Annotated in this window: 18 protein-coding genes and 1 pseudogene; 9 read left to right on the top strand and 10 right to left on the bottom strand. The window is 61.4% G+C overall.

Features of this window, described 5'->3' with window-relative positions; genetic code table 11:
• Nucleotides 1-101: 101 nt before the first annotated feature.
• The 6 genes from PH551_RS22995 to PH551_RS22970 form a co-directional block, all read right to left on the bottom strand.
• A complete protein-coding gene (locus PH551_RS22995; protein ID WP_085781028.1) occupies nt 102-896 on the bottom strand; it encodes an SDR family NAD(P)-dependent oxidoreductase in 795 nt (264 codons plus the stop codon).
• Nucleotides 897-1,278: 382 nt separating this feature from the next.
• Nucleotides 1,279-2,493 (bottom strand): MFS transporter, encoded by a 1,215-nt coding sequence (locus PH551_RS22990; protein ID WP_285195174.1) that lies wholly within the window; start codon nt 2,491-2,493, stop codon nt 1,279-1,281.
• A gap of 133 nt (nt 2,494-2,626) precedes the next feature.
• Nucleotides 2,627-3,109 carry a GNAT family N-acetyltransferase gene (locus PH551_RS22985; protein WP_085781026.1) on the bottom strand — a complete coding sequence of 161 codons (483 nt, stop codon included), beginning with the start codon at nt 3,107-3,109 and terminating at the stop codon, nt 2,627-2,629.
• A 49-nt stretch (nt 3,110-3,158) separates the two neighbouring features.
• Nucleotides 3,159-4,364: a 3-oxoadipyl-CoA thiolase gene (pcaF, locus tag PH551_RS22980; protein ID WP_285195173.1), complete on the bottom strand. Its 1,206-nt coding sequence runs from the start codon at nt 4,362-4,364 to the stop codon at nt 3,159-3,161.
• A 10-nt stretch (nt 4,365-4,374) separates the two neighbouring features.
• Nucleotides 4,375-5,064 carry a CoA transferase subunit B gene (locus PH551_RS22975; RefSeq protein ID WP_285195172.1) on the bottom strand — a complete coding sequence of 230 codons (690 nt, stop codon included), beginning with the start codon at nt 5,062-5,064 and terminating at the stop codon, nt 4,375-4,377.
• Complete coding sequence (locus tag PH551_RS22970; RefSeq protein WP_285195171.1) at nt 5,061-5,768, bottom strand: 3-oxoacid CoA-transferase subunit A; 708 nt, start codon at nt 5,766-5,768, stop codon at nt 5,061-5,063. Before PH551_RS22970 ends, PH551_RS22975 begins: the two co-directional genes overlap by 4 nt.
• Before the next feature lie 124 nt (nt 5,769-5,892).
• Here PH551_RS22970 and PH551_RS22965 point away from each other — a divergent pair, with 124 nt between their 5' ends.
• Nucleotides 5,893-6,651 carry an IclR family transcriptional regulator domain-containing protein gene (locus tag PH551_RS22965; protein ID WP_285195170.1) on the top strand — a complete coding sequence of 253 codons (759 nt, stop codon included), beginning with the start codon at nt 5,893-5,895 and terminating at the stop codon, nt 6,649-6,651.
• 51 nt (nt 6,652-6,702) lie between these two features.
• Here the strand turns inward: PH551_RS22965 and PH551_RS22960 are convergent, their stop codons facing one another.
• The 3 genes from PH551_RS22960 to PH551_RS22950 all read right to left on the bottom strand — a co-directional run bounded on the left by PH551_RS22960 (nt 6,703) and on the right by PH551_RS22950 (nt 10,505).
• On the bottom strand, nt 6,703-7,794 hold the full coding sequence (locus tag PH551_RS22960; protein WP_285195169.1) for an acyltransferase family protein: 1,092 nt from the start codon (nt 7,792-7,794) through the stop codon (nt 6,703-6,705).
• 89 nt (nt 7,795-7,883) lie between these two features.
• Nucleotides 7,884-9,398, bottom strand: coding sequence for a lipopolysaccharide biosynthesis protein (locus tag PH551_RS22955; RefSeq protein WP_285195168.1), 1,515 nt, complete (start codon nt 9,396-9,398; stop codon nt 7,884-7,886).
• A gap of 18 nt (nt 9,399-9,416) precedes the next feature.
• Nucleotides 9,417-10,505 (bottom strand): polysaccharide pyruvyl transferase family protein, encoded by a 1,089-nt coding sequence (locus PH551_RS22950; protein WP_285195167.1) that lies wholly within the window; start codon nt 10,503-10,505, stop codon nt 9,417-9,419.
• 336 nt (nt 10,506-10,841) lie between these two features.
• On the opposite strand from PH551_RS22950, the gene PH551_RS22945 reads away from it, so the two are divergent.
• The 8 genes from PH551_RS22945 to PH551_RS22910 all read left to right on the top strand — a co-directional run bounded on the left by PH551_RS22945 (nt 10,842) and on the right by PH551_RS22910 (nt 20,587).
• Nucleotides 10,842-11,912 carry an acyltransferase family protein gene (locus tag PH551_RS22945; protein ID WP_285195166.1) on the top strand — a complete coding sequence of 357 codons (1,071 nt, stop codon included), beginning with the start codon at nt 10,842-10,844 and terminating at the stop codon, nt 11,910-11,912.
• Nucleotides 11,913-12,077: 165 nt separating this feature from the next.
• Nucleotides 12,078-13,004, top strand: a complete 927-nt coding sequence (locus PH551_RS22940) for an ArsR/SmtB family transcription factor (protein WP_183701363.1) — start codon at nt 12,078-12,080, stop codon at nt 13,002-13,004.
• Between the two features lie 211 nt (nt 13,005-13,215).
• On the top strand, nt 13,216-14,724 hold the full coding sequence (gene arfA / locus PH551_RS22935; RefSeq protein ID WP_221119515.1) for an arabinosylfuranosidase ArfA: 1,509 nt from the start codon (nt 13,216-13,218) through the stop codon (nt 14,722-14,724).
• A 177-nt stretch (nt 14,725-14,901) separates the two neighbouring features.
• The gene (locus PH551_RS22930) at nt 14,902-16,806 is read left to right on the top strand and encodes an ABC transporter substrate-binding protein (RefSeq protein WP_285195165.1); all 1,905 of its coding nucleotides are present in this window, start codon (nt 14,902-14,904) and stop codon (nt 16,804-16,806) included.
• Between the two features lie 118 nt (nt 16,807-16,924).
• Nucleotides 16,925-17,929, top strand: coding sequence for an ABC transporter permease (locus PH551_RS22925; RefSeq protein ID WP_085781016.1), 1,005 nt, complete (start codon nt 16,925-16,927; stop codon nt 17,927-17,929).
• A gap of 3 nt (nt 17,930-17,932) precedes the next feature.
• Nucleotides 17,933-18,790, top strand: a complete 858-nt coding sequence (locus PH551_RS22920; RefSeq protein WP_064808333.1) for an ABC transporter permease — start codon at nt 17,933-17,935, stop codon at nt 18,788-18,790.
• A 1-nt stretch (nt 18,791) separates the two neighbouring features.
• Complete coding sequence (locus PH551_RS22915; protein ID WP_285195164.1) at nt 18,792-19,781, top strand: ABC transporter ATP-binding protein; 990 nt, start codon at nt 18,792-18,794, stop codon at nt 19,779-19,781.
• A 47-nt stretch (nt 19,782-19,828) separates the two neighbouring features.
• The gene (locus PH551_RS22910; protein ID WP_285195276.1) at nt 19,829-20,587 is read left to right on the top strand and encodes an ABC transporter ATP-binding protein; all 759 of its coding nucleotides are present in this window, start codon (nt 19,829-19,831) and stop codon (nt 20,585-20,587) included.
• 170 nt (nt 20,588-20,757) lie between these two features.
• Here PH551_RS22910 and PH551_RS22905 read toward each other — a convergent pair.
• Nucleotides 20,758-21,269 (bottom strand): annotated as a pseudogene (locus PH551_RS22905) (quinone oxidoreductase family protein); the annotation flags it as partial.

The following is a 21,269-nucleotide window of genomic DNA, read 5'->3' as shown; positions in this document are numbered from 1 at the left end:
GGCACCCCGCCTGATGAAAAGACCAAGCGGGAAACGTGAAGGTGGTTCGAAAGTTCCGTAGCCCCGGGGAAAGCGGACGCTGTCGTTGCCGATCGAGGCGTTTACGGCATCAGCTGGCCGCCGTTGACCTCGATGATCTGGCCGGTGATGTAGCCCGAGAGCGTCGGCGAAGCGAGGAAGAGATAGGCGCCGACGCAATCCTCCGATGTGCCGACGAAGCCCATCGGGATCGATCTGCGTTGCAGCTCCATCTGCTCGTCATTGGTATAACGCTCGTGGAAGGGCGTGGCGATGACACCCGGCGCCACCGCGTTGACGCGGATCCTGTCGGCGACGAACTCCTTGGCATGGCCGCGCGTGATGGTCGAGACGAAGCCCTTGGAGGCGGCGTAGAGGACCGCGCCATTGCCGCCGCCGTTGCGGGCGGCGATCGATGTGGTGTTGATGATGAAGCCGCCCTGTTTCTTCAGCCAGGGATGGGCAGCGCGTGTGGCCGCCAGCACCGAACGGGCATTGAGGTCCATGACGGCTGCATAATGCGCGTCTGTATGTTCCGAGGTCGGCTTTCGCCCCAGCATGCCGCCGGCATTATTGATGAGCCCGTCGAGATGGCCGAAGGTCTTCGCCGTCTCCTCGACGACACGCTCCGTCTCCCCCTCCCTCGACACGTCGCCCTGGATCAGATGCACGGTGCCGCCAGCAGCCCGGATTTCTTCGGCGAGCTTTTCCGCCGGTTCCCGGCTAGCATTATAATGCACCCCGACCTTCGAACCCTGGGCCGCAAAGGCGCGGGCAAGTGCTGCGCCGATGCCGGTCGAGGCACCGGTAATCAGTACGGCCTTGCCGGCGAGATCCGGCAGTCTGATGGATGCGAGCAATTGAGCAAGTTCTGTCATGGCCAAGAAGCCTCCCGAAAAACCAAGGACATAGGTGATGAAACAGACGGGGGAAGTCTATCAGCCGAAATCGGCGAAGCGCAATGCACGAAAGCGGGAGATTAGGCTCGTGGGTGATGACATGGCTAGTGGGTTCGGACCGCCTGGCTGCCCCTCACCCTAACCCTTACCGGGGTCGAGCCACCGGTCTCGACCCGTCCTGCGGACCCCCGTAAACGGGGCGAGGGGACGTGCCACGCGAGAGGTCAGAGGAGAATGGAGAGACTGCGACATGGTCCCTTCGCCTCGCGTGCGGGGGTCCGAAGGACGGGGCGAGACCGGTGGCTCGACCCCGGTCGGTGCCGGCAGGCGGATGAGGGGCGGACCTCGCCGATCTCCACCCTCAAGAAGACACGCCCAAGACCGCCTCCTGTTCGCGGCGCCCAAGAGGTGGAAATGCGAGCGCGATCGCCGCAGCCCCGAGCCCGACCATGGCCGAGCCGATGAACAGCCAGGAATAATTGGCGAAGGTATCGAAGATCCAGCCGCCGATCAGAGGCCCGAAGGCCATGCCGAGGCTGGAGAGCATCGTCGCCGCGCCGAGGACGGTACCGATGATGCGCTGGCCGAAATATTCCCGCGCCAGCACCGCATAGAGCGGCATCACGCCGCCATAGGCGCTGCCGAAGACGATGGCGAGCGCATAGAACTCCGTCAGGTCGCTGACCAGGAGATAGGTCGCGAGTGCGGCCGCCTGCACCAGGAGGCCGGCGACCAGGACCGGCTTCACGCCGATCCTGTCGGCGAGACTGCCATAGAGCAGCCGACCGCCGAGGCCCGCCAGGCCTTCGACACTGTAGATGCTGACGGCCGCCATCGGTGCGACGCCGCAGATCGTCGCATAATTCACCATGTGGAAGATCGGGCCGGAATGGGCCGCACAGCAGGCAAAGAAGGTGAGGCCGAGCACGATGAACTGCGGTGACCGGAAGACTTTCGAGAGTTGTGGCCGGGCGCCCGCCGCGGCAAATTCGGTACCGGCATCGACGGCTTCGGCAGGCGGACGCCTGACCAGCAGGGCGGCCGGCACCAGCAGCACCCAGGTGGCGATGCCGATGATCAGCATGGCGGGGCGCCATTCATAGGCCGAGATCAGCCAGCGGGCGAAGGGCGAAATCGTCATCGGGGCTACCCCCATGCCGGCCGAGACCAGCGACACGGCAAGACCGCGGTTCACGTCGAACCAGGCGGTGGTCGCGGCGATCATCGGCGCGAAGAAAGCGCTGGCGGCCAGTCCGACCAGGATGCCGTAGGTCAGCTGGAATTCGATGAGTGTTGCGGCGCGGCTGGCGAGCACCAAGGCCAGGCCGAGCAGCACGGAACCGACCAGCACGACGATGCGCGGGCCGAAACGGTCGCTCGCCGCACCCCAGAGGAAACCGCCGAAACCCATGACGAGGAAATTGAGCGTCATGGCGCTGGCGATCCCGACATGCGACCAGCCGGTGGCGGTAGCGATCGGCTCCTGGAAAATCGCCAGCGAGAACATTGCGCCAATGGCGACGCACGACATCAGGGCGCCGACGGCGACGATGACCCAACGATAGGAAACACTCATGGCTTCATACCTCCATGCCGACAGAGTGATCGCGACGCGTGCAGCCGGTCGGCCACTTTCCGCGCCTTGCGATTAAAGACGTTCGAACCGCTGAGATTTCGACAGCGCCGTCACACTTTTTTCCACCGGCCGCTTAGAGCGTGCGGAACATCACCAAGGCGTCAACATAACCCTCAGTTGGATGCAGGAAGACACCGGGCAGCCGGCCGACGATTTCGAAGCCGAGGGATTGCCACAGCGCGACAGCGCGGCGATTGCTGCTGACGACGAAATTGAACTGCATGGCCCGAAAGCCCCGTGACCGGGCATGCTCGAGCGAATGTTCGTGCATGCGGCGGGCGACGCCGCGGCCGCTCGCGGCGGCATCGGTCATGTAGCCGCAATTGCAGACGTGGCGCCCGCCGCCGGCCTGATTGGCCTTGATGTAATAGGTACCGAGGATGACGCCGTCCTCTTCCGCGACGAAGGTCTCGCGGTCCGCTCCCATCCAGTAGGCGAGCGCATCGGCTTCGGAGAGATCGCGGTCGAGCGCATAGGTTTCGCCGGCGCGGATCGTCGGGCCGATGATCCGCCAGATTGCGCTGCGGTCGCTAGTGGCTGCGGGTCGGATCAGCATGCCCGATTTTTACAGAAGCCCGATATGGCGCGCAACAGGCGCTGCACTCTCACACTCTTTCGAGCGCGATCGCAATCCCCTGCCCCACACCGATGCACATGGTCGACAGCGAATACCGGCCGCCGGTTTCGACAAGTTCCAGCGCCGCCGTGCCGGTGATGCGGGCCCCCGACATGCCCAAGGGATGGCCGAGCGCGATCGCGCCGCCATTGCGGTTCACACGCTGGTCGTCATCGGCGATGCCGAGTTCGCGCAGCACCGCCAGCCCCTGGCTGGCGAAGGCCTCGTTGAGCTCGATCACGTCGAACTGGTCCTGTGTCATGCCGAGCCGCGCCATCAGCTTGCGCGAGGCCGGGATCGGCCCGATGCCCATTACCCGCGGCGGAACCGCGGCGGCAGCACCGCCGAGGATGCGGGCGATCGGCGTCAGACCGTATTTTCGCACCGCCGCTTCCGAGGCGACGATCAGCGCCGCCGCCCCGTCATTGACGCCGGAGGCATTGCCCGCCGTTACCGTGCCACCTTCCTTTTTGAAAGGGGTGGCGAGCTTCGCCAGAGCCTCGATCGTCGTCGCGCGCGGATGCTCGTCCTTGTCGACGACGATGGGCTCACCCTTGCGCTGGGGAATGGTGGCCGGGACGATCTCCTTCGCCAGCCGTCCGCTCGCCTGGGCAGCCGCCGCCTTCGCCTGGCTACGCAGCGCGAAGGCGTCCTGATCGGCGCGGCTGACATGATAGTCGGCGGCGACGTTCTCGCCCGTCTCCGGCATCGAATCGACGCCATACTGCTTCTTCATCAGCGGGTTGACGAAGCGCCAGCCGATCGTCGTGTCGTGAATTTCGGCGGCCCGCGAAAAGGCCGTCTCGGCCTTCGGCATGACGAAGGGCGCGCGCGACATGCTCTCGACGCCACCGGCGAGCATCAGTTCCGCCTCGCCGGCGCGGATGGCGCGCGCCGCCGTCATCACTGCATCCATGCCGGAGCCGCAGAGCCGGTTGATCGTCGTGCCCGGCACCGCGATCGGCAAGCCAGCCAAGAGCGCCGACATGCGGGCGACATTGCGGTTGTCCTCGCCCGCCTGGTTGGCGCAGCCGAAGATCACGTCGTCGACGCCTTCCCAGTCGACGCCGCCATTGCGCGCCATCAGCGCCCTCAGCGGAATGGCGCCGAGATCGTCAGCGCGCACTTGGGATAGCGAACCGGCGAAGCGGCCGATCGGCGTCCTGATATAGTCGCAGATGAAGGCTTCGGTCATGGCATTTCCCTTAGAGTTTCGGAACGACGAGATCGGCCACCGGGCCGTCGACGTGCAGTCGCGCGCCGGTCATCGCCTGCAGTTCTTCCAGCGAGATGGCTGCGAGCTTCTCGCGCAGGACGAAGCGTCCCTCGACGATGTTGATGACGGCGTGGCTCGTATAGACGCGGGTGATGCAGGCGACGCCGGTCAACGGGAAGGTGCATCTCTCCACCAGCTTCGGCTCGCCTGTCTTGGTGACGTGCTCGGTGATGACGCAGACCTGCTTGGCGCCATGCACCAGGTCCATGGCGCCGCCGACGGCCGGCACGCCCTTGCTGCCGACCCGCCAATTGGCAAGATCCCCATTCTCCGCGACCTGATAGGCGCCGAGGATCGCGACGTCGAGATGGCCGCCGCGCACCATGGCAAAGCTATCGGCGTGGTGGAAGAAGGCCGCCCCCGGCTTCAGCGTCACCGCCTTCTTGCCGGCGTTGATCAGATCCCAGTCCTCTTCACCTTCGGCTGGCGGCTCGCCAAAATTGAGGATGCCGTTTTCGGTGTGGAAGATCGCCTGACGGCCGGGCGGCCGATAGCGGGCGACCATTTCGGGAAAGCCGATGCCGAGATTGACATAGGCGCCGTCGGCAATGTCCTGCGCGGCGCGCCAGGCGATCTGCGCATTGGAAAGTTTGATGTCGTCCCTGATATCGACGGTCATACGTAGACCACTCCGGCTCGGATGAGCTCTTCTTCCTGCTGCGGATGGGGCACGGCGACGAGACGGTCGACGAAGATGCCGGGGGTGACGACATGCTCGGGATCGATGCCGCCGGCCGGCACGATCGACGAGACCTGGGCGATCGTCCTGGCGGCCGCCATGCACATCAGCGGATTAAAATTGCGGCCTGCCTTGTTGTAGGTGAGGTTGCCGTGGACATCGCCGACCGCAGCCTTGACGATCGCGAAATCGGCTTTCAGCCAGCGCTCCTGCACATAATGGCGGCCGTCGAATTCGGCTATGACCTTGCCTTCCGCGAGTTCGGTGCCGTAGCCGGTCGGCGTATAAAAGGCCGGAATGCCGGCGCCGCCGGCCCGGATGCGCTCGGCGAGCGTGCCCTGCGGCACCAGCTCGAGCTCGATCTCGCCGGCTAGGTATTTTTCGGTGAAGGCGCGCGGATCCGAGGAGCGCGGAAACGAGCAGATCATCTTCCGGACCAGGCCGGCATCGATCATCGCGGCAATGCCGATGCGGCCGTTGCCGGCGTTGTTGTTGATCACGGTCAGGTTTTTCGGGCCCTTGTCGATCAAGGCATGGATCAGCTCGATCGGCGCGCCCGAGCCGCCGAAGCCGCCGATCATGACCGTCGCGCCGTCGCCGATCTCGGAGACGGCCTCAGCCGTGCTCGCGATTGTTTTGTCCATGGGGATCTCCTCAGCCCGTCTGCTGTCAGAAGTATACCGCCGCAGGAGCAGTCGCAAGATATTCTGTGCGATATTTGACATTTGTTCGTATATCGCACAGAATTCTGGCGGAGGAATCGAATCCATGCGCGAAACGGATTTCGTCAGCGGCTTTGCCCGCGGCCTGAAAGTCATCGAGGCCTTCGGCGAGACGCGGCAGCGGCTGTCGATCGCCGAAGCCGCGAAGCTGACCGCGCTCGACCGCGCCACGGTGCGGCGTTCGCTGCTGACGCTCGCCGATCTCGGCTATGCCGATTATGACGGCAAGTTCTTCACGCTGACGCCGAAGATCCTGCGGCTCGGCCATGCCTATCTCGCCGCAACGCCGCTGCCGGCGCTCCTGCAGCCGCATCTCGACCTTCTCTCGGAAAAGTCCGGCCAGAGCGCCTCGGCCTCGGTGCTCGACGGCACCGAGATCGTCTATATCGCCCGCGCCGCGCAACGCCGGGTCATGTCGATCAATCTGACCCCCGGCAGCCGCCTGCCCGCCTATTGCGCCTCGATGGGCCGGGTGCTGCTGGCGGCCCTATCGGAGACCGAGGCGCGCGCCATCCTGGCCAGGAGCGAGCTGAAGCAGAACACGGCCAATACCAAAACCGATCCGGACGAACTGATCGAAGAATTCCGCCGGGTGCGCGCAGAAGGCTACGCCGTCATCGACCAGGAGCTGGAGATCGGCCTCTGCTCGATTGCCGTGCCCGTTGAAAACGACCGCGGCGAAACGATCGCGGCGATCAATATCGGTGCCCCGGCCGCCCTCGTCCCGGCCGCCGAGATGAAGGTGCGCTATCTCAAGCTGTTGAAGGAAACACAGGCCGCACTGCGGCCGCTACTGCGGCGGTGACAGCAGCTGGAACTGCGCATGCCAGATCACTCGCGGTTGCCTGTGATCGAACTATGCGGCCCGACGCGCCCGGAAAGCCGTGGCTTTGTCTATGAGACGAGCGGTCATGTAAGCGAAACAGACGACTGCGCCCAGAAGCACCAGGAAGCCGGCAGGGCCATTCAGATCAATCGAACCCGCAAGGGGCTTGAAGACGCCGATCACGCCTCGGTGCAGGATGTAGACGGGATAGGAGATGTATCCAATCCACGTCGCCAACCCTTCTGCCTGGGCGGGCATCTCCAGAAGCAGGCCGAGTGTGACGATGAGCGGGGCAAGGGTAATCGCGAAGATCAGATCGTAGTGAGGCCGCAGCAATACCGGAACCGGAGCTACGATGCAGATCAGCAAAAGCAGGCAGGGCGCCAGTGCGACCCAGCCCCTCCTCCAGGCCGAAACGCCGTTGAAGAGACGGCTGATAACCACGCCTGCGGTAAATGAGAACATCACCCTCGGCAGTCCACCCACTGCGGAAGGCCACTCCCAGCCGATATTCAACATGCCGTACTTCAGACCGACAAGGACCAAGAATGCCGCCGAGACGAGCGCAACGGCGCAGAGGGCGCGGACGGAGAGCCGGAAGAGCCACAGTGCGAAGACGATATTGACCAGCAATTCCCAGAACATCGACCAGGCCGGGCCGTTGATCGGAAACATCCCTTGCATCGGATGCGCTTGAAGGAAATACATCGGGCTCGGCAAAACGAAGGTGTTGGTCGCGCTCGACACCAGCAGATCGACCGCGCTTTGGGCTCGCAGTCCCCAGCTCGTCAACAGAATGATCTGCACGAGGCCAACCAAGATCCCGAGCAGATAAAGCGGATACAGGCGTTTGATGCGGGCCTTCATGAATGACTGAAATGGCAGGCCGCGCGACAGCCTTCGTCCATAAATGTCGGCGATAATGAAGCCGCTGAGAACGAAGAAAAAGTCGACCGCCAGATAAGCCGATGGCGCGTATCTCTCCTGGAAGTGCGTGGCGACAACACAAATGGCGGCAAAGCCGCGCATGGCATCGAGCGTATAGTAGCGGCTGCGGCCACTTGTCGAAACATCTGCCCGGTGAAGCTGATGTAACGGATAATCGCGGTCGAGATCGGTCATCTTGTCGATTATCCCATGCGCTTGCGGCCGAAGGCCGTTTGGGTTGAGAGACGGGCGGCGAAACAATCCGCCGCGCTGGTGCCAGGAAATCACACAGGGGTGGCCACTGCGCCCCTGTTACCCTTGCGCTGCCGAGCCTGTTTGATGCTGCCGATCAGGACATTCAGGCGCGCCCTGCACAGCAAGAATATCAGGCTGCAGTAAGCGATGCCGCCTGCAAGGGCTTCTATAGCCAGACGTGCGTAGGGCGACCAATGAAGCAACAGTTCGTGCAGCAGCAAAACGACAGCCACCATCGCTGCACTGGCCGTGGTCGGCCGCAGGAACTGCGCCAAATATGCCGGCACACTCAGCTCTATATGCTGCGACACCTTCCAGCTGGTGATCGGCCAGAACAACAGGACTTCGATCATGATCGCAAACACGACTGTCGTCACGCCGTAGGGGTAAAGAACTGCGATGGTCAGAAGCGTGAGAACATTTCGAGCCAGCTGGTAGTAAAACCACCAATCCATCTCTCCCTGGCTTTTTATCAGGGATGCCTGCACGTAGCCGATCCCAGCCATCAAGCCAATCACGCAGTAGAACCGAACCGGCCAAACGGCCTCGATCCAGTGCGCTCCGAAAATCGTCGTGATTGCATCATCGGCAACCGCCGCAAGCCCGATGAAGACGGGGTAGGAAACCAGAGCACAGCCAAACGTCGCCATCAGGAATGCTTCCCGGACTTTTTTCGGATCGGCCCGCAACGAAGACAGCAGCACATGCGTCACCGACGTCAGGCCGCCGGCGATGACGTTGTTGATCATGTCAAACAGGCGCTTGGAAAAGTTATAGATGCCGAGCGCCGACGGGCTCAGGAGCACGCCGATGAGCAAGTTGTCCAGGCTCATCGTCTGTAAAAAACGGGTGCCGGATGCAAAGAAACCGTAGTGAAGCAGATCATTGAGGCTCGCTTTCTTTATCTTCAGGCCGGGAATCCAACCCGCACCCCAGAAAGCGGCGCCGCACGATGCCGCTGTGGCGGCGATCTGGGCAATGGCAAGCCCCCACAAGCCGAAACCGGCGAGAACCAGAACAAGGCAAAGGCAAGCAGACGTGACAGTCGCGATGACTGTGCGGACGGCCACCAGATGGAATGACATTTTCCTGTTCACGATCGCATTCGGAACGACGGCCGTGAAGTCGAAGAATACCTTCAATCCCATGATGTAAATGAGATAGGTGACTTCCTTATGCCCGACATAGGCCGCGATCGACGAAGCGGCCAGGCATAAGCCGCCGTAGACCAGGAACGAAAAGCCGAGCGAAAGCAGGAATATCGTGTCGAGGTGGCTGCGCCTGATCTCGGCTCTCTGGATGATCGCTTCGCCAAAGGCAGTCGGCCCGAAACTCGCTGCAAAGGAGACGATGCTGAAGGACAGCGCGACAAGACCGAAATCCTGAGGCTGGAGAATACGAGACGTGACCACAAAAACAGCGAAGGTCAGGACCGTCGGAATAAGGGTACTGAGTGCCGACCAGAAGGCACCCGTTACGGCTGCGGCGGACCGGTTCTCACTGACATGGCTGAAGAGAATATCGTCGTCTTGCAAAACCGACAAACTGAGCTCCTCCGAAAATCAGACTATGGAAGGTTGAGGGACCAGATCGGGGGCGGGAATACTGGGACCGACAGTCATGGGCCGGCTCGACTTGTACCAGGTGCCGCCGATCTCATAGGGCAGGCGAGACATTGCTGCGAAAATCTCGCCGGCATTCGTTGCTGTCTCCACCAGGGGGCTGTCGCCGGTCCGGCTATCGATGAAAGCGTGAAGATTGCTGCCGTCTCTCGCGACTGCGACATGCGGCTTATTGAGCAACAGACAGAGAATATGGCCGTGTAAATGGTTGGTAATGATCCGCTCTGCGCCGGACAGGATCCGCACGCCATAATCGACATATCGACGGGCGACATCCTCGCGGTGCTGGGCCAGCATCGCCGTGCGGCTGAATCCATGCCGCAGCGCTGAGCTGACGATGCTCGACATGCGCAGGCGCGACAAACTGTTGGGACCATTGATCCAATTGGTCAGCGGTCCGTCAACAATCGATCGCGCTTTCGCTATATCGACGTCGTCGTCCTCGCCAAGTGGCTGCATGACATACAACACCCTCAGAGGGTCGGCGTCGAAGGGCTTCAGCGTCTCGATACCGAATGCCGTGTCCGGGCCGGCCTCGACCTCACAATCGAAGTTCGCTCTTGCCAGTTCGAAGCTCTGGTCATCGCGTGTCAGGCAGAAGAAGTTGCGATGCCTGCCAATCGTGCGTTTGGCGTATTCCTTGAGCGACTCGTTGGCGAAGTGGACCCTCTGCGGCATCTGGATGATCGTCCGGTCCGGATATTTCCACATCAAGCGGCAGCGAAGATCATCCCTGCCCGCCCGCAAATTCCCAAAATCACTCCACCCGCAAATGAAAATCGGAGCATCGGCCGGCGTTTCCTTTATCTCGTCTATATTTTGGGATGCACCACAAACAAGCGCCGGCATCCTGCCCGTTACTTCCTTCAATACCTGCGACAACCCAAGCCAACTTGCATGATGCCCCGGATCTTTATTCGAAGGAAAGTCAATTATAATGTAAGGCTGTCCCGTATTTACGAACTTCCTTACTATCTCAATCAACTTTTCTTTTTGTCTATGTATTACAACTTCGCCGAGGTGATGCATCAATACAACTTGATTCTCTAAATTTTATCGACTGATCTATATCCATCAGCTGAATGAGTCAATTGGACTTCGGCGCGACATAGAATCGCACCAGATTTACATTACTTTTTCGTAATGTTAGACATGCTGGATTTTCGGAGATGACTTCGTTCTAGCGCTCACTCGATAGACTGAGGCGGTGGGCCACGGCTCATCCGGTCGTTGTGCCAAGCGCACTGTTGTCAGAGGCGCATTTGGGCAGATCGGAGAGAGTCTCGACTTGAGCCCATGTTCACAACGGCTCGTTCAAAACTCGCCTTAACGGCGTGTCAAACTTCAGAGGTGCGGGAGGCTCGCATGCACGGGGGCGATGGCAAGAAGGCATTTTACCCGAACTTCAACATGATCAGGCTCGTCGCAGCCTCGACGGTGATCTTCTCGCACGCCTTCCTTATCGTGGAAAAGACCTCGGCGAACGAGCCCTTCGAGCGGTTGTTCGGAGAGGGCAATATCCTCGGCCTCTTCGGCGTCTATATGTTTTTCATCACCAGCGGCTTCCTCGTCACGCAGAGCGCGCAGTTCGGCAGCGCGGGTGGTTTTCTCTGGCGGCGGGCCCTGAGGATATACCCGGCGTTCATCGTCTGCACCCTGCTCAGCGTCTACGTCCTGGGCGCCCTGTTTAGCCCGTTGGGCGTCAGTGGCTACTTGCTGAAATCGCTTCATCTGAAGACGACGTTGCATTCGCTGCTCGACCCGAACTTCGGCATGACCCTGCCGCATGTGCAGTTTTATGATCCCGCCATCTCCTGGCTCGCCACTTCCGTCAACGGTTCTCTCTGGACGATCGGGCAGGAAATCTTCTGCTACCTGATCGTCGCGGGATTGATGGCAATCGGGCTTCTGCGGGCGCCGCTTATGGCACTTGCCGTCGCCGTGGGCGTGACATGGCAGCTTTTCTTCGATCATCCGTGGCCAAACATACGCTTCCTGACGGATTTCACCTTTATCGCTCCCTATTTCTTCTGCGGTTCGCTTCTCTGGTTCGTGATGGAAAAGCGGCGGCCCAGCATTGTCCTGGCATTGGTCTTTGCGGCGCTCGGCGTGCTCTTCCTCGTCTTCTGGCCCGGCTATCTTTACGGCCGCATGTTGTTCGCCTATCCGCTTGTCTACATCGCGACCTCGCCCTCCCTACGCCTGCCGACTCTCGAACGATTGGGCGACATCTCCTACAGCACCTATCTCTATGGCTGGCCAGTGGAGCAGGTGATGAACCATGCCCTCGGCCAGTACAGCACATGGTGGGCCGTCTTTGCCCTTTCGCTGCCGACAGCATGGTTGCTCGGCTGGCTTTCATGGCATCTCCTGGAAAAGCGTGCGCTGCGCCTGAAGCGGATCCCGCTCCTCCAGCGACAGCCTGTCAGCCCTTGAGAAAAGCTGACTTCCGACCCACACTTCGCAGCGACGTTTGACGCTCTGATTGTCGCAGCCGGACCTTGGCGCGTGATTGTTCTCGCTTAGCGCATCATTCCGAACTACTCCACTTGATGCATCATAATTTCCGATATACATCATTCTATCGGAAACTATGGGGAAATGATGGAACGCTCGTTTTTGACGATCGCCGCCGGCGAGAACAGTGAGGCCATACGGGCGCTTTCGGCGCCGGCGCGGATCGAGATATTGAAGCTGCTCTGCGCCAAGGGGCCGCTCAACATCAACGATATCGCCCAGACGCTTTCCCTTCCTCAATCGACCGTCGCCACCGGTATTCAGATCTTGGAAGATGCCGGGCTGGTGGATTCGCGACTGGCCAAGGCGCGCAAGGGCAACCAGAAGATCTGCTCGGCGGTCTATAGCGAAATCCTGATCAGCTTCGAGGAAAGTGCGGCGCAGCGGGCGAACAATATTATCGAGGTCGAGATGCCGGTCGGGCTCTATACGAGCTGCGACGTGCATGCGCCCTGCGGTCTCTGCTCGACGGAGAGCGTCATCGGACCGCTCGATGTGCCGGATTATTTCCTCGATCCGCAGCGCATGCAGGCCGGGCTGGTGTGGTTCGGCCGGGGTTATGTCGAATACAAATTCCCCAACAATGCCAAGGTGTTGAACAAGGATATTCGCGCCATCGAATTTTCGCTGGAGCTGTCATCCGAAGTGCCCGGCACGAATCCTGACTGGCCGTCCGACATCACGCTCTGGGTCAACGGCATGGCGATCGGCACCTGGACCTCGCCCGGCGATTACGGCGACAAGCGCGGCGCCTTCACGCCCGCCTGGTGGAAGCTCGAAGGTTCGCAATACGGGACGATGAAAACCTGGCGGATCTCGACGCGCGGCACATTCATCGACGGTATCGCCGCATCGAATATCACGCTCAGCGATCTGGCGCTCGGCCAGCATTCGTCGATCCGCCTGCGCGTCGGCATCGCCGAAAATGCCGGCCACACCGGCGGCGTCAATATTTTCGGCCGCGGCTTCGGCAATCACGGCCGCGACATCACCATGCGGCTGCATGTCTGAAAAGTTAATATCGGATATCCTGATTTAAAAATCGCATTTATTTCGTGTTTCAGCGGTCGCTAAACTTAATCAAGCCGTTGTATTTCAATATTTTTCCTTCGGATTTGCATTAGTATGATTAAATCCGCCTTTCGGTTGACATCACGACATTCCTGATATCAAGTTAGAGGCACGAAAACAAAAATCCTGATACATAAACGGGGAGGATCCGTTGAAGACGAATGTCGTTGCCCACCGCGATTTCCGCATCGCGACCATTGACGCCAGGCTCTACAGCTCGTTTCTCGAGCATCTCGGCAGAGCGATCTACGGCGGCATCTATGAGCCCGGACATCCGACAGCCGATGAAGACGGCTTCCGCCGCGATGTGCTCGATCTGGTGCGCGAGCTCGACACGCCCTACTGCCGTTATCCCGGCGGCAACTTCGTCTCGGCCTATAATTGGGAAGACGGTGTCGGTCCGCGCTCGGAACGCCCGGTGCGCCTCGACCTTGCCTGGCGCACCCGCGAGGCCAACCAGGTCGGCGTCAACGAATTCGTCGACTGGTGCAAGAAGGCCAATACCAAGCCGATGCTGGCCGTCAATTTGGGATCACGCGGCCTCGACGCCGCCCGCAACTTCCTCGAATATTGCAACCATCCCGGCGGCACCTACTGGTCGGACCTGCGCCGCAAGCACGGCTGGTCCAATCCGCATGATGTCAAACTCTGGTGCCTCGGCAACGAGATGGACGGCCCCTGGCAGGTCGGTCACAAATCCGCCTATGAATATGGCCGGCTGGCGGACGAGACGGCCAAAGCCATGCGCGGCTTCGACAAGTCGCTCGAGCTCGTCGTCTGCGGCTCGTCGAATTCCGACATGAAGACCTATCCGCAGTGGGAGGCCGAGGTTCTCGACCAGTGCTATGACAGCGCCGACTACATCTCGCTGCATATGTATTTCGCCAACCGCGAGAAGAACACGCTGAACTACCTCGCCCGGGCGACCAAGCTCGACCGCTACATCACCACGATCGGCGGCGTCATCGATTACATCAAGGCGAAGAAGCGCTCGAAGAAGACGATCGGCATCTCCTTCGACGAGTGGAACGTCTGGTACCATTCCAACCAGCAGGACAAGGAGATCCTGGCGCGCGACGAGTGGCCGGATGCGCCGCATCTGCTCGAGGACGTCTATAATTTCGAAGACGTGCTGCAGGTCGGCGGCATCCTCAACACCTTCATCCGCCGCTCCGACCGGGTGCGCATCGCCTGCATCGCCCAGCTCGTCAACGTCATCGCCCCGATCATGACCGAGGATGGTGGTGCGGCCTGGCGCCAGACGATCTATTATCCCTTCTATTACGCGTCGCGATATGGCCGCGGATCGGCCCTGCAGCTCGTCGTCGACGGCCCGACCTATGACAGCGACGAGGAGAACGAGGTTCCCTATCTCGACGTCTCGGCGGTGCATTCCGAGGATGGCCGGTCGCTGACCTTCTTTGCCGTCAACCGCCATCCGGACACAGCGCTCGATCTCGACGTGCGGCTGGAAGGTTTCGGCGGCGCCCGGCTGATCGAGCAGGTGGAGATGACCCATGGCGATCTCGAAGCCGTCAACACGGCGCGGCGGCCGGAGACGGTCGTGCCCGCCAAGGTCGAGACGGCAAGGATCGAGGATGGACGGGTGCGGGCGGCGCTGAAACCGCTGTCCTACAACGTCATCAGGCTGTCGGTGTGACAGCCGCCGCCGGGTTAGGCCCCGGCTGAGAAATCGGTCGCTCGCGAGGAGGCAGGCGGCCGGAGGATGGTTCGCCGAAGCGTCAGGCTCACAAGCCCGCTTCTGCGAACCGACAACCGCGACATGCCCCTGCGTGCCTCGAAGGCCGCCGCATCGTCGCTTACAAGGGAGGAGTTCATGCAAAAGTGGAAGAGGTTTGCATTCGGCTTCGTGCTGGCCACGCTCGGTCTGACGGGTCTGGCCACCGCCGAGGACTACACCTCCTTGCCGCGCAAGGAGACGCTCATCGTCGAAAATCCTGAAGGGACGATCAAGAATCCCGGCTGGTTCAACATCTGGGTCAATGGCGGCGGCGGGGTCTCGACCGGCCTGCAGCAGCTGACCATGGATACGCTCTGGTATATCGACCCGGAACAGGGGCTTGGCGGCGCGGCCTGGGACAATTCGCTCGCCGCCGACAAGCCGCAATATAATGCCGACTTCACCGAAATGACCGTGAAACTGCGCAAGGGGCTCTATTGGAGCGACGGCGTCGAATTCACCGCCGACGACGTGGTCTATACCGTCAAGACGCAGATGGACCATCCCGGCATGGTCTGGAGCGCGGCCTTCTCGGTGCAGGTGGCAAGCGTCGAGGCGACCGATCCACAGACCGTGGTGTTCAAGCTGAAGAAGCCGAATTCGCGCTTCCATGCGATCTTCACCGTGCGCTGGAACGGCGCCTGGATCATGCCGAAGCACGTGTTCGAGAAGGTCGAGGATCCGCTTCGCTACGATTTCGCCAATCCCGTCTCGCTCGGCGCCTACAAGCTGAAGGCCTACGATCCGCAGGGCAAATGGTATACCTGGGAAAAGCGCGACGACTGGCAGCGCACCTCGCTTGCCCGCTTCGGCGAGCCGGCCCCGAAATATGTGACCTATACCGATCCAGGCCCGCCGGATAAGCGCACGATCGCCCAGCTCGAGCACAATCTCGATATCATCCACGACAACACCCCGGAGGGCATGTTCACCCTCAAGGAGAAGTCGAAGACAATCGAGACCTGGTTCCCGGGCTTCCCCTTCGCCCATCCGGATCCGACGCTGCCCGCCGTGATCTTCAACACCCAGGAAGCGCCCTTCGACAATGCCGATGTGCGCTGGGCGCTGGCTCTGCTGATCGACATCAAGGCCGTCGACATGGCGAGCTATCGCGGGGCGGCGACGCTTTCGGCACTCGGCGTGCCGCCGACGGCAGCGACGATGAAAGACTATCAGGCGCCGATGCAGGACTGGCTGAAGGATTTCGAGATCGATACCGGCAAGAGCAAGATCAAGCCCTATGATCCGACAGTCGGGCAGCAGATCGCCGATATCCTGCGCAAGCAGCCGAAGTTCAAGGACCAGATCCCGACCGATCCGGAAGCGATCAGCGGCGCCTTCGGCTACGGCTGGTGGAAACCGAACCCGAAAGCGGCCGGCGAACTGCTGGAGAAGGCCGGCTTTAAAAAGTCAGGCGGCAAGTGGCTGACCCCTGATGGACAGCCCTTCAAGATCCGGATGACGGTGGAAGGCGACACACGCTCGGTCTTCACCCGCGCCGGCACGCTGATTGCGCAGCAATGGGCCGCCTTCGGCATCGACGCCAAAGCCGTGCCGGCCGCCAAGCTCTGGCAGACGGCGCTGCAGCCCGGCGATTTCCAGGTGGCGATCGCCTGGAGCGTCGAAACCTGGGGTGGCGATCCCGACCTCTCCTTCTTCCTCGACAGCTGGCACTCGCAGTTCGTCGCCAAGAAAGGCGAGGTTCAGCCGCCGCGCAACTGGCAGCGCTGGTCCAATCCGGAGCTCGACAAGATCATCGAGAGCATCCGCGGCATCAGCGCCGACGATCCGAAGGGCATGGAGCTCGGCAAGGATTATCTGAAGCTGGTCGCCCGCGAAATGCCGACGATCCCGCTGATGTCCTATAACGTCTTCACCTCGATGGATACGACCTATTGGACCGGCTATCCCACCATCAAGGACCCCTATACGGATCCGGTGCCGAACTGGGCCAATTCGCGGCTGATGATGGTCAAGCTGAAGCCGGCCCAATCGCAATAACCCCTCCCAACGCCGGCGCGGAAGCCATCGCGCCGGCCCCCTCATCGACGGGCATGAGCCCCAGCTGCCATGCTCGTCGATCCTTTCAAGAAGGGAAGCAGAGAGGAACCACTGCCTTATGACGCCCTATCTGATCTTTGTGCTGAAGCGATTTGGTCAGTTCCTGCTCGTCGTCTTTCTCGGCGTGACGATCACCTTCTTCGTCACCCACCTGACCCCGATCGACCCGGTCGAAGAAAGCATAGGCGCCATCACCCAGATGGGTCAGTCCGACCCCAATGCGATCGAGCTGATGCGCCAGTCGCTGCGCGAGCTCTACGGCATGCAGGGCTCGATCTGGCAGCAATATCTGCACTTCTGGCTGCGGCTGGCGACCGGCGATCTCGGCCCCTCGCTCTCGGCCTTTCCGACCCCCGTCTCCACCATCATCCTGCGCTCGCTGCCCTGGACGATCGGGCTGATGACGGTCTCGACGCTGATCACCTTCGTGCTCGGCAATGCGATCGGCGCGCTCGCCGGCTATTACCGCAAGGACATGGTGCTGAAGGCCGTCAGCCTCGTCTTCATCGCCATGCTGCCCATTCCCTATTACATCCTCGCCTTCGTGCTGCTCATCGTCTTCGGCTTCATCTGGCCGGTGCTGCCGATCAATGGCGGCTATGAGATGAACGCCAATCTCGACCTCTCCTTTGCCCTCGTCCTCGATATCCTCAAACACTCCATCCTGCCGGCCTTGTCGCTGATCCTGGTCGGCGCCGGCAGCTGGCTGATCGGCATGCGGGCGCTGGTTTCCAACATCATCACCGACGACTATGTGGTCTTTGCCGAGCTCGGCGGCGTGCCGAAGGGCAAGATCCTGCGCTCCTACATCGCCCGCAACGCCATGGTGCCGCAATTCACCGGCCTTGCCATGTCGCTCGGCGCGATCTTCAACGGCACCGTCATCACCGAAATCGTCTTCGGCTATCCCGGCATCGGCAATCTGCTGATCGAAGCGGTGCATGCCGGCGACTACAGCCTGGTGCTCGGCCTCAGCGCCTTGTCGATCGTCGGCGTCGCCGCCGCCGTCTTCATCATCGACGTGCTGAGCCCGCTGATCGATCCGCGCATCAAGGTGGAATAGGCCATGTTTACCATCATCCGCGACCTCGCCCGCCAGAACATGGAATTCCTCTGCGGCCTGCTGCTCTTTGCCGTCATCGTCGGCCTGGTGATCCTGTCCTATTTCTCGCCTTATGGCGCGACCGACATCTATTTGCTGCCGCCCGACATGCCGCCGGACGGCGAATATTGGCTAGGCACGACATCGCGCGGCCAGGACGTTTTCTGGCAGCTGACGATCGGCCTTCGCAACACGCTCTATTTCGGCATCGGCGTCGCCTTTCTCTCGCGCATCATCTCGCTCGTGGTCGGCCTCGTCGCCGGTTATGCCGGCGGCGCGGTGGACCGGGTGCTGATGGCGATCAACGACAGCGTCATGGTCATCCCGCAATTTCCGCTGCTGATCCTTTTCTATTTCGTGCTGAAGGACAACATGACCTGGGTGGCGCTAATCGTCATCATGGCCTCGCTCGGCTGGTCCTATGACGCGCGGCTGATCCGCTCGGTGGCGCTCGGCCTGAAGAGCCGGCCGTTCACCACCCAGAGCGTCTATTCCGGCATGACGATGCGCAAGATCCTGGTCGAGGAGCACCTGCCCTATGTGCTGCCGATCGTCTTTGCGACGACGATGAACAACATGATCTGGTCGATCGGCATGGAGATCACCCTTTCGGTGCTGGGTTTCACCGACATCGAGACGCCGACCATGGGCATGATGATCTACTGGGCCAATGCGCATTCAGCGCTGATTTCGGGGATCTGGTGGTGGGTGGCCGCCCCCGTCGCCGTCATCGTCATTCTCTTCCTGGCGCTCTTCCTGCTCTCCATGTCGATGAACGAATACAATGATCCGCGCAGCCGGCTGAACCGGATGGGAAGTTAGCATGGAGAATCTGGTCGAAATCGACAACCTGAAAGCCTATTACCGCGCCTTCCTCTATGGCGTCGATCGCGAGGTGCGGGCCGTCGACGATATCAGCCTGACGATCCGCCGCGGCGAGGTCTACGGCGTCGCCGGCGAATCGAGCAGCGGCAAGACGACGCTGATCAAGACCATTGCCGGCGCCATCCGGCCGCCGCTTCGGGTCGTTTCCGGCAGCGTCAAATTCCATTTCGGCGGCGGCACCCAGGATCTCTATGCGATGACGCCGGAGGAGCGTGTGGCGCTGCGCTGGAAGCATCTCTCCTATATCATGCAGGGCTCGATGAATGTGCTCAATCCGGTGCGCCGGATCCGCCATTCCTTCACCGATTTCGCCTTCCGCCACATGAAGGTGAGCAAATCCATCTTCTTCGAAAAGGTCGCCAACCACCTGCAGCGGCTGAAGCTCGATCCGCAGCTGCTCGACGCCTACCCGCACGAACTCTCCGGCGGCATGCGCCAGCGCATGACCATTGCGCTCGCCACCATACTGACGCCGGAGTTCATCATCGCCGACGAGCCGACGACGGCGCTCGACGTCATCGTGCAGCGCGACGTGCTGTCGATGATCCGCGAGATCCAGCGCGAGATGGGTTCGTCCTTCCTGTTCGTCACCCATGATATGGGCGTGCATGCGACCGTCTCCGACCGCATCGGCATCGTCTATGCCGGCCGGCTGGTCGAGGAAGCGCCGACACCAAAACTCTTCAGCGCGCCGCTCCACCCCTATACGCAGCACCTCGTTGGCAGCCTGCCGAAGATCGGCGACCCCACGACCCGACCCTCGCTGGAGGGGCGGCCGCCGAACCTCGCCATGCCGCCGGAGGGCTGCCGCTTTCACCCGCGCTGCCCGAAGCGCATGGAGATCTGCTCACAGAAGGTTCCGCCCATGGTCACCGTCGCGCCCGAGCGGCGGGTGGCGTGTTTTGCGGTTACGGGGGATCAGGTTTGACTCTGCTTAGCCTCTCGCATGTGACGAAAATCTACCGCCAGGGCGGCATGCTCGGCCGGCGGCTGATCACCGCCGTCAAGGATGTCAGCTTCGAAATCGGCGACGAGCCGGAGATCCTCTCGATCGTCGGCGAATCCGGCTCGGGCAAATCGACGGTGGCGGCGATGATCCTCGGCCAAGCCGAACCGACCGAAGGCGAGCTGCAATTTGCCGGCAAGACCGTCGCGATCCACAGCCGGGCCGAACGTAAGGCCTTCATGAAGGTGGTGCAGCCGGTGCTGCAGAACCCCTTCGAAGCCTTCAACCCGCTGAAGCGGGTGGACCGCTACCTCTTCGAGACCGCCCGCAATTTCTCCGCCTCCGGCAAGCGGCCGGACCGGCGGGAGGTGGAGAGGATGGCCGATACCGCCCTCCACCACGTCGGCCTGACGCTGGAAGAGGTGAAAGGCCGCTTCCCCCACGAACTCTCCGGCGGTCAGCTGCAGCGCGTCGCCATCGCCCGTGCGCTGATCCCTGAGCCGCGCCTGCTGGTGGCCGACGAACCGGTCTCGATGGTCGACGCATCGCTGCGCATGGCCATCGTCAACCTCTTCGGCCGGCTGAAAAACGAGCTCGGCCTTTCGATCATCTACATCACGCATGATCTCGCGACGGCCTATTATGTCAGCGACAATATCATCATCATGCGCAAAGGGGAGATTGTTGAGCGAGGGCGGGCTCGGGCAGTGCTGGATGATCCGCAGCATGCGTATTCAAGGGCGCTGAAGGATGCGGTGTTGGCGGCGGAGTTTGGTGAGGCGGGGTAGATCGCGAGTCGCTGAAATCGGCTTGGCTTGGGGGCACTGCCTAATTTGGGGTCGCCTGCGGTCTGACTGCACCCCGAATGCAAGAGACAAAAGCGGCCAGTCCGCGGCGGTTTGCCGGAGTCCGCGATCCGCCCGAAGCGCACTTCGCTTCGGGTGAATTGTTCTGAGGATCATTGCGCCGGCAGGATGACGTAGCGCCTATTGGAATCGTCGTTCCAGGCCTCCCCAATCTTACTCAAGGGCACACTCGCAAAATCGGTATCAAAGCCTGCTGCGGGGGCTGCCTCCAGAAGCTCGCCTGCGCAGGCCAACAGGTCGGTCACGGCAGCGCTCCCAATACCGCTGCCCATCAGCTCGAGCCCGGTACTGCGAAGCATATCTCCTCTGATAGGTATTTCCGAGCCCGCCATCGTACCCAACTGGACATAGCGCAGACGCGGTTCGCCGAGGCGGGACCCCCGGTCCCTGGTTGCCGCCTGAAGGATCCGAACGGCGGGTTCACCCCAGACAAAGTCGAGAACGACGTCGATGCCGTGGTCGAACTGCGCGCGCAGCAAATGATCCGCTCCGTCGTCCAGCGCGATCTTGACGTCCGCATCGAGCCTATCGAGCTTCTGATTGTTGCGGCCGACGGCGACAATCTTGGTTGCGCCGAAATGCCGGGCAGTCTGAATTGCCATGC

It is taken from the genome of Rhizobium atlanticum (genome assembly GCF_030182485.1).
GTDB lineage: Bacteria > Pseudomonadota > Alphaproteobacteria > Rhizobiales > Rhizobiaceae > Rhizobium.
Note: the sequence above shows the minus strand (reverse complement) of the source record. Positions and strands in the feature narration are given on the sequence as shown.

Coding starts and splice junctions, on each gene's coding strand:
- PH551_RS22925 (WP_085781016.1), top strand. CDS start 16,925: ATGACGCCCTATCTGATCTTTGTGCTGAAGCGATTTGGTCAGTTCCTG.
- PH551_RS22910 (WP_285195276.1), top strand. CDS start 19,829: ATGCTCGGCCGGCGGCTGATCACCGCCGTCAAGGATGTCAGCTTCGAA.
- PH551_RS22990 (WP_285195174.1), bottom strand. CDS start 2,493: ATGAGTGTTTCCTATCGTTGGGTCATCGTCGCCGTCGGCGCCCTGATG.
- PH551_RS22950 (WP_285195167.1), bottom strand. CDS start 10,505: ATGCATCACCTCGGCGAAGTTGTAATACATAGACAAAAAGAAAAGTTG.
- PH551_RS22940 (WP_183701363.1), top strand. CDS start 12,078: ATGATGGAACGCTCGTTTTTGACGATCGCCGCCGGCGAGAACAGTGAG.
- PH551_RS22960 (WP_285195169.1), bottom strand. CDS start 7,794: ATGACCGATCTCGACCGCGATTATCCGTTACATCAGCTTCACCGGGCA.
- pcaF (WP_285195173.1), bottom strand. CDS start 4,364: ATGACCGAAGCCTTCATCTGCGACTATATCAGGACGCCGATCGGCCGC.
- PH551_RS22920 (WP_064808333.1), top strand. CDS start 17,933: ATGTTTACCATCATCCGCGACCTCGCCCGCCAGAACATGGAATTCCTC.
- PH551_RS22945 (WP_285195166.1), top strand. CDS start 10,842: ATGCACGGGGGCGATGGCAAGAAGGCATTTTACCCGAACTTCAACATG.
- PH551_RS22970 (WP_285195171.1), bottom strand. CDS start 5,768: ATGGACAAAACAATCGCGAGCACGGCTGAGGCCGTCTCCGAGATCGGC.
- PH551_RS22930 (WP_285195165.1), top strand. CDS start 14,902: ATGCAAAAGTGGAAGAGGTTTGCATTCGGCTTCGTGCTGGCCACGCTC.
- PH551_RS22965 (WP_285195170.1), top strand. CDS start 5,893: ATGCGCGAAACGGATTTCGTCAGCGGCTTTGCCCGCGGCCTGAAAGTC.
- PH551_RS22915 (WP_285195164.1), top strand. CDS start 18,792: ATGGAGAATCTGGTCGAAATCGACAACCTGAAAGCCTATTACCGCGCC.
- PH551_RS22995 (WP_085781028.1), bottom strand. CDS start 896: ATGACAGAACTTGCTCAATTGCTCGCATCCATCAGACTGCCGGATCTC.
- PH551_RS22975 (WP_285195172.1), bottom strand. CDS start 5,064: ATGACCGTCGATATCAGGGACGACATCAAACTTTCCAATGCGCAGATC.
- PH551_RS22985 (WP_085781026.1), bottom strand. CDS start 3,109: ATGCTGATCCGACCCGCAGCCACTAGCGACCGCAGCGCAATCTGGCGG.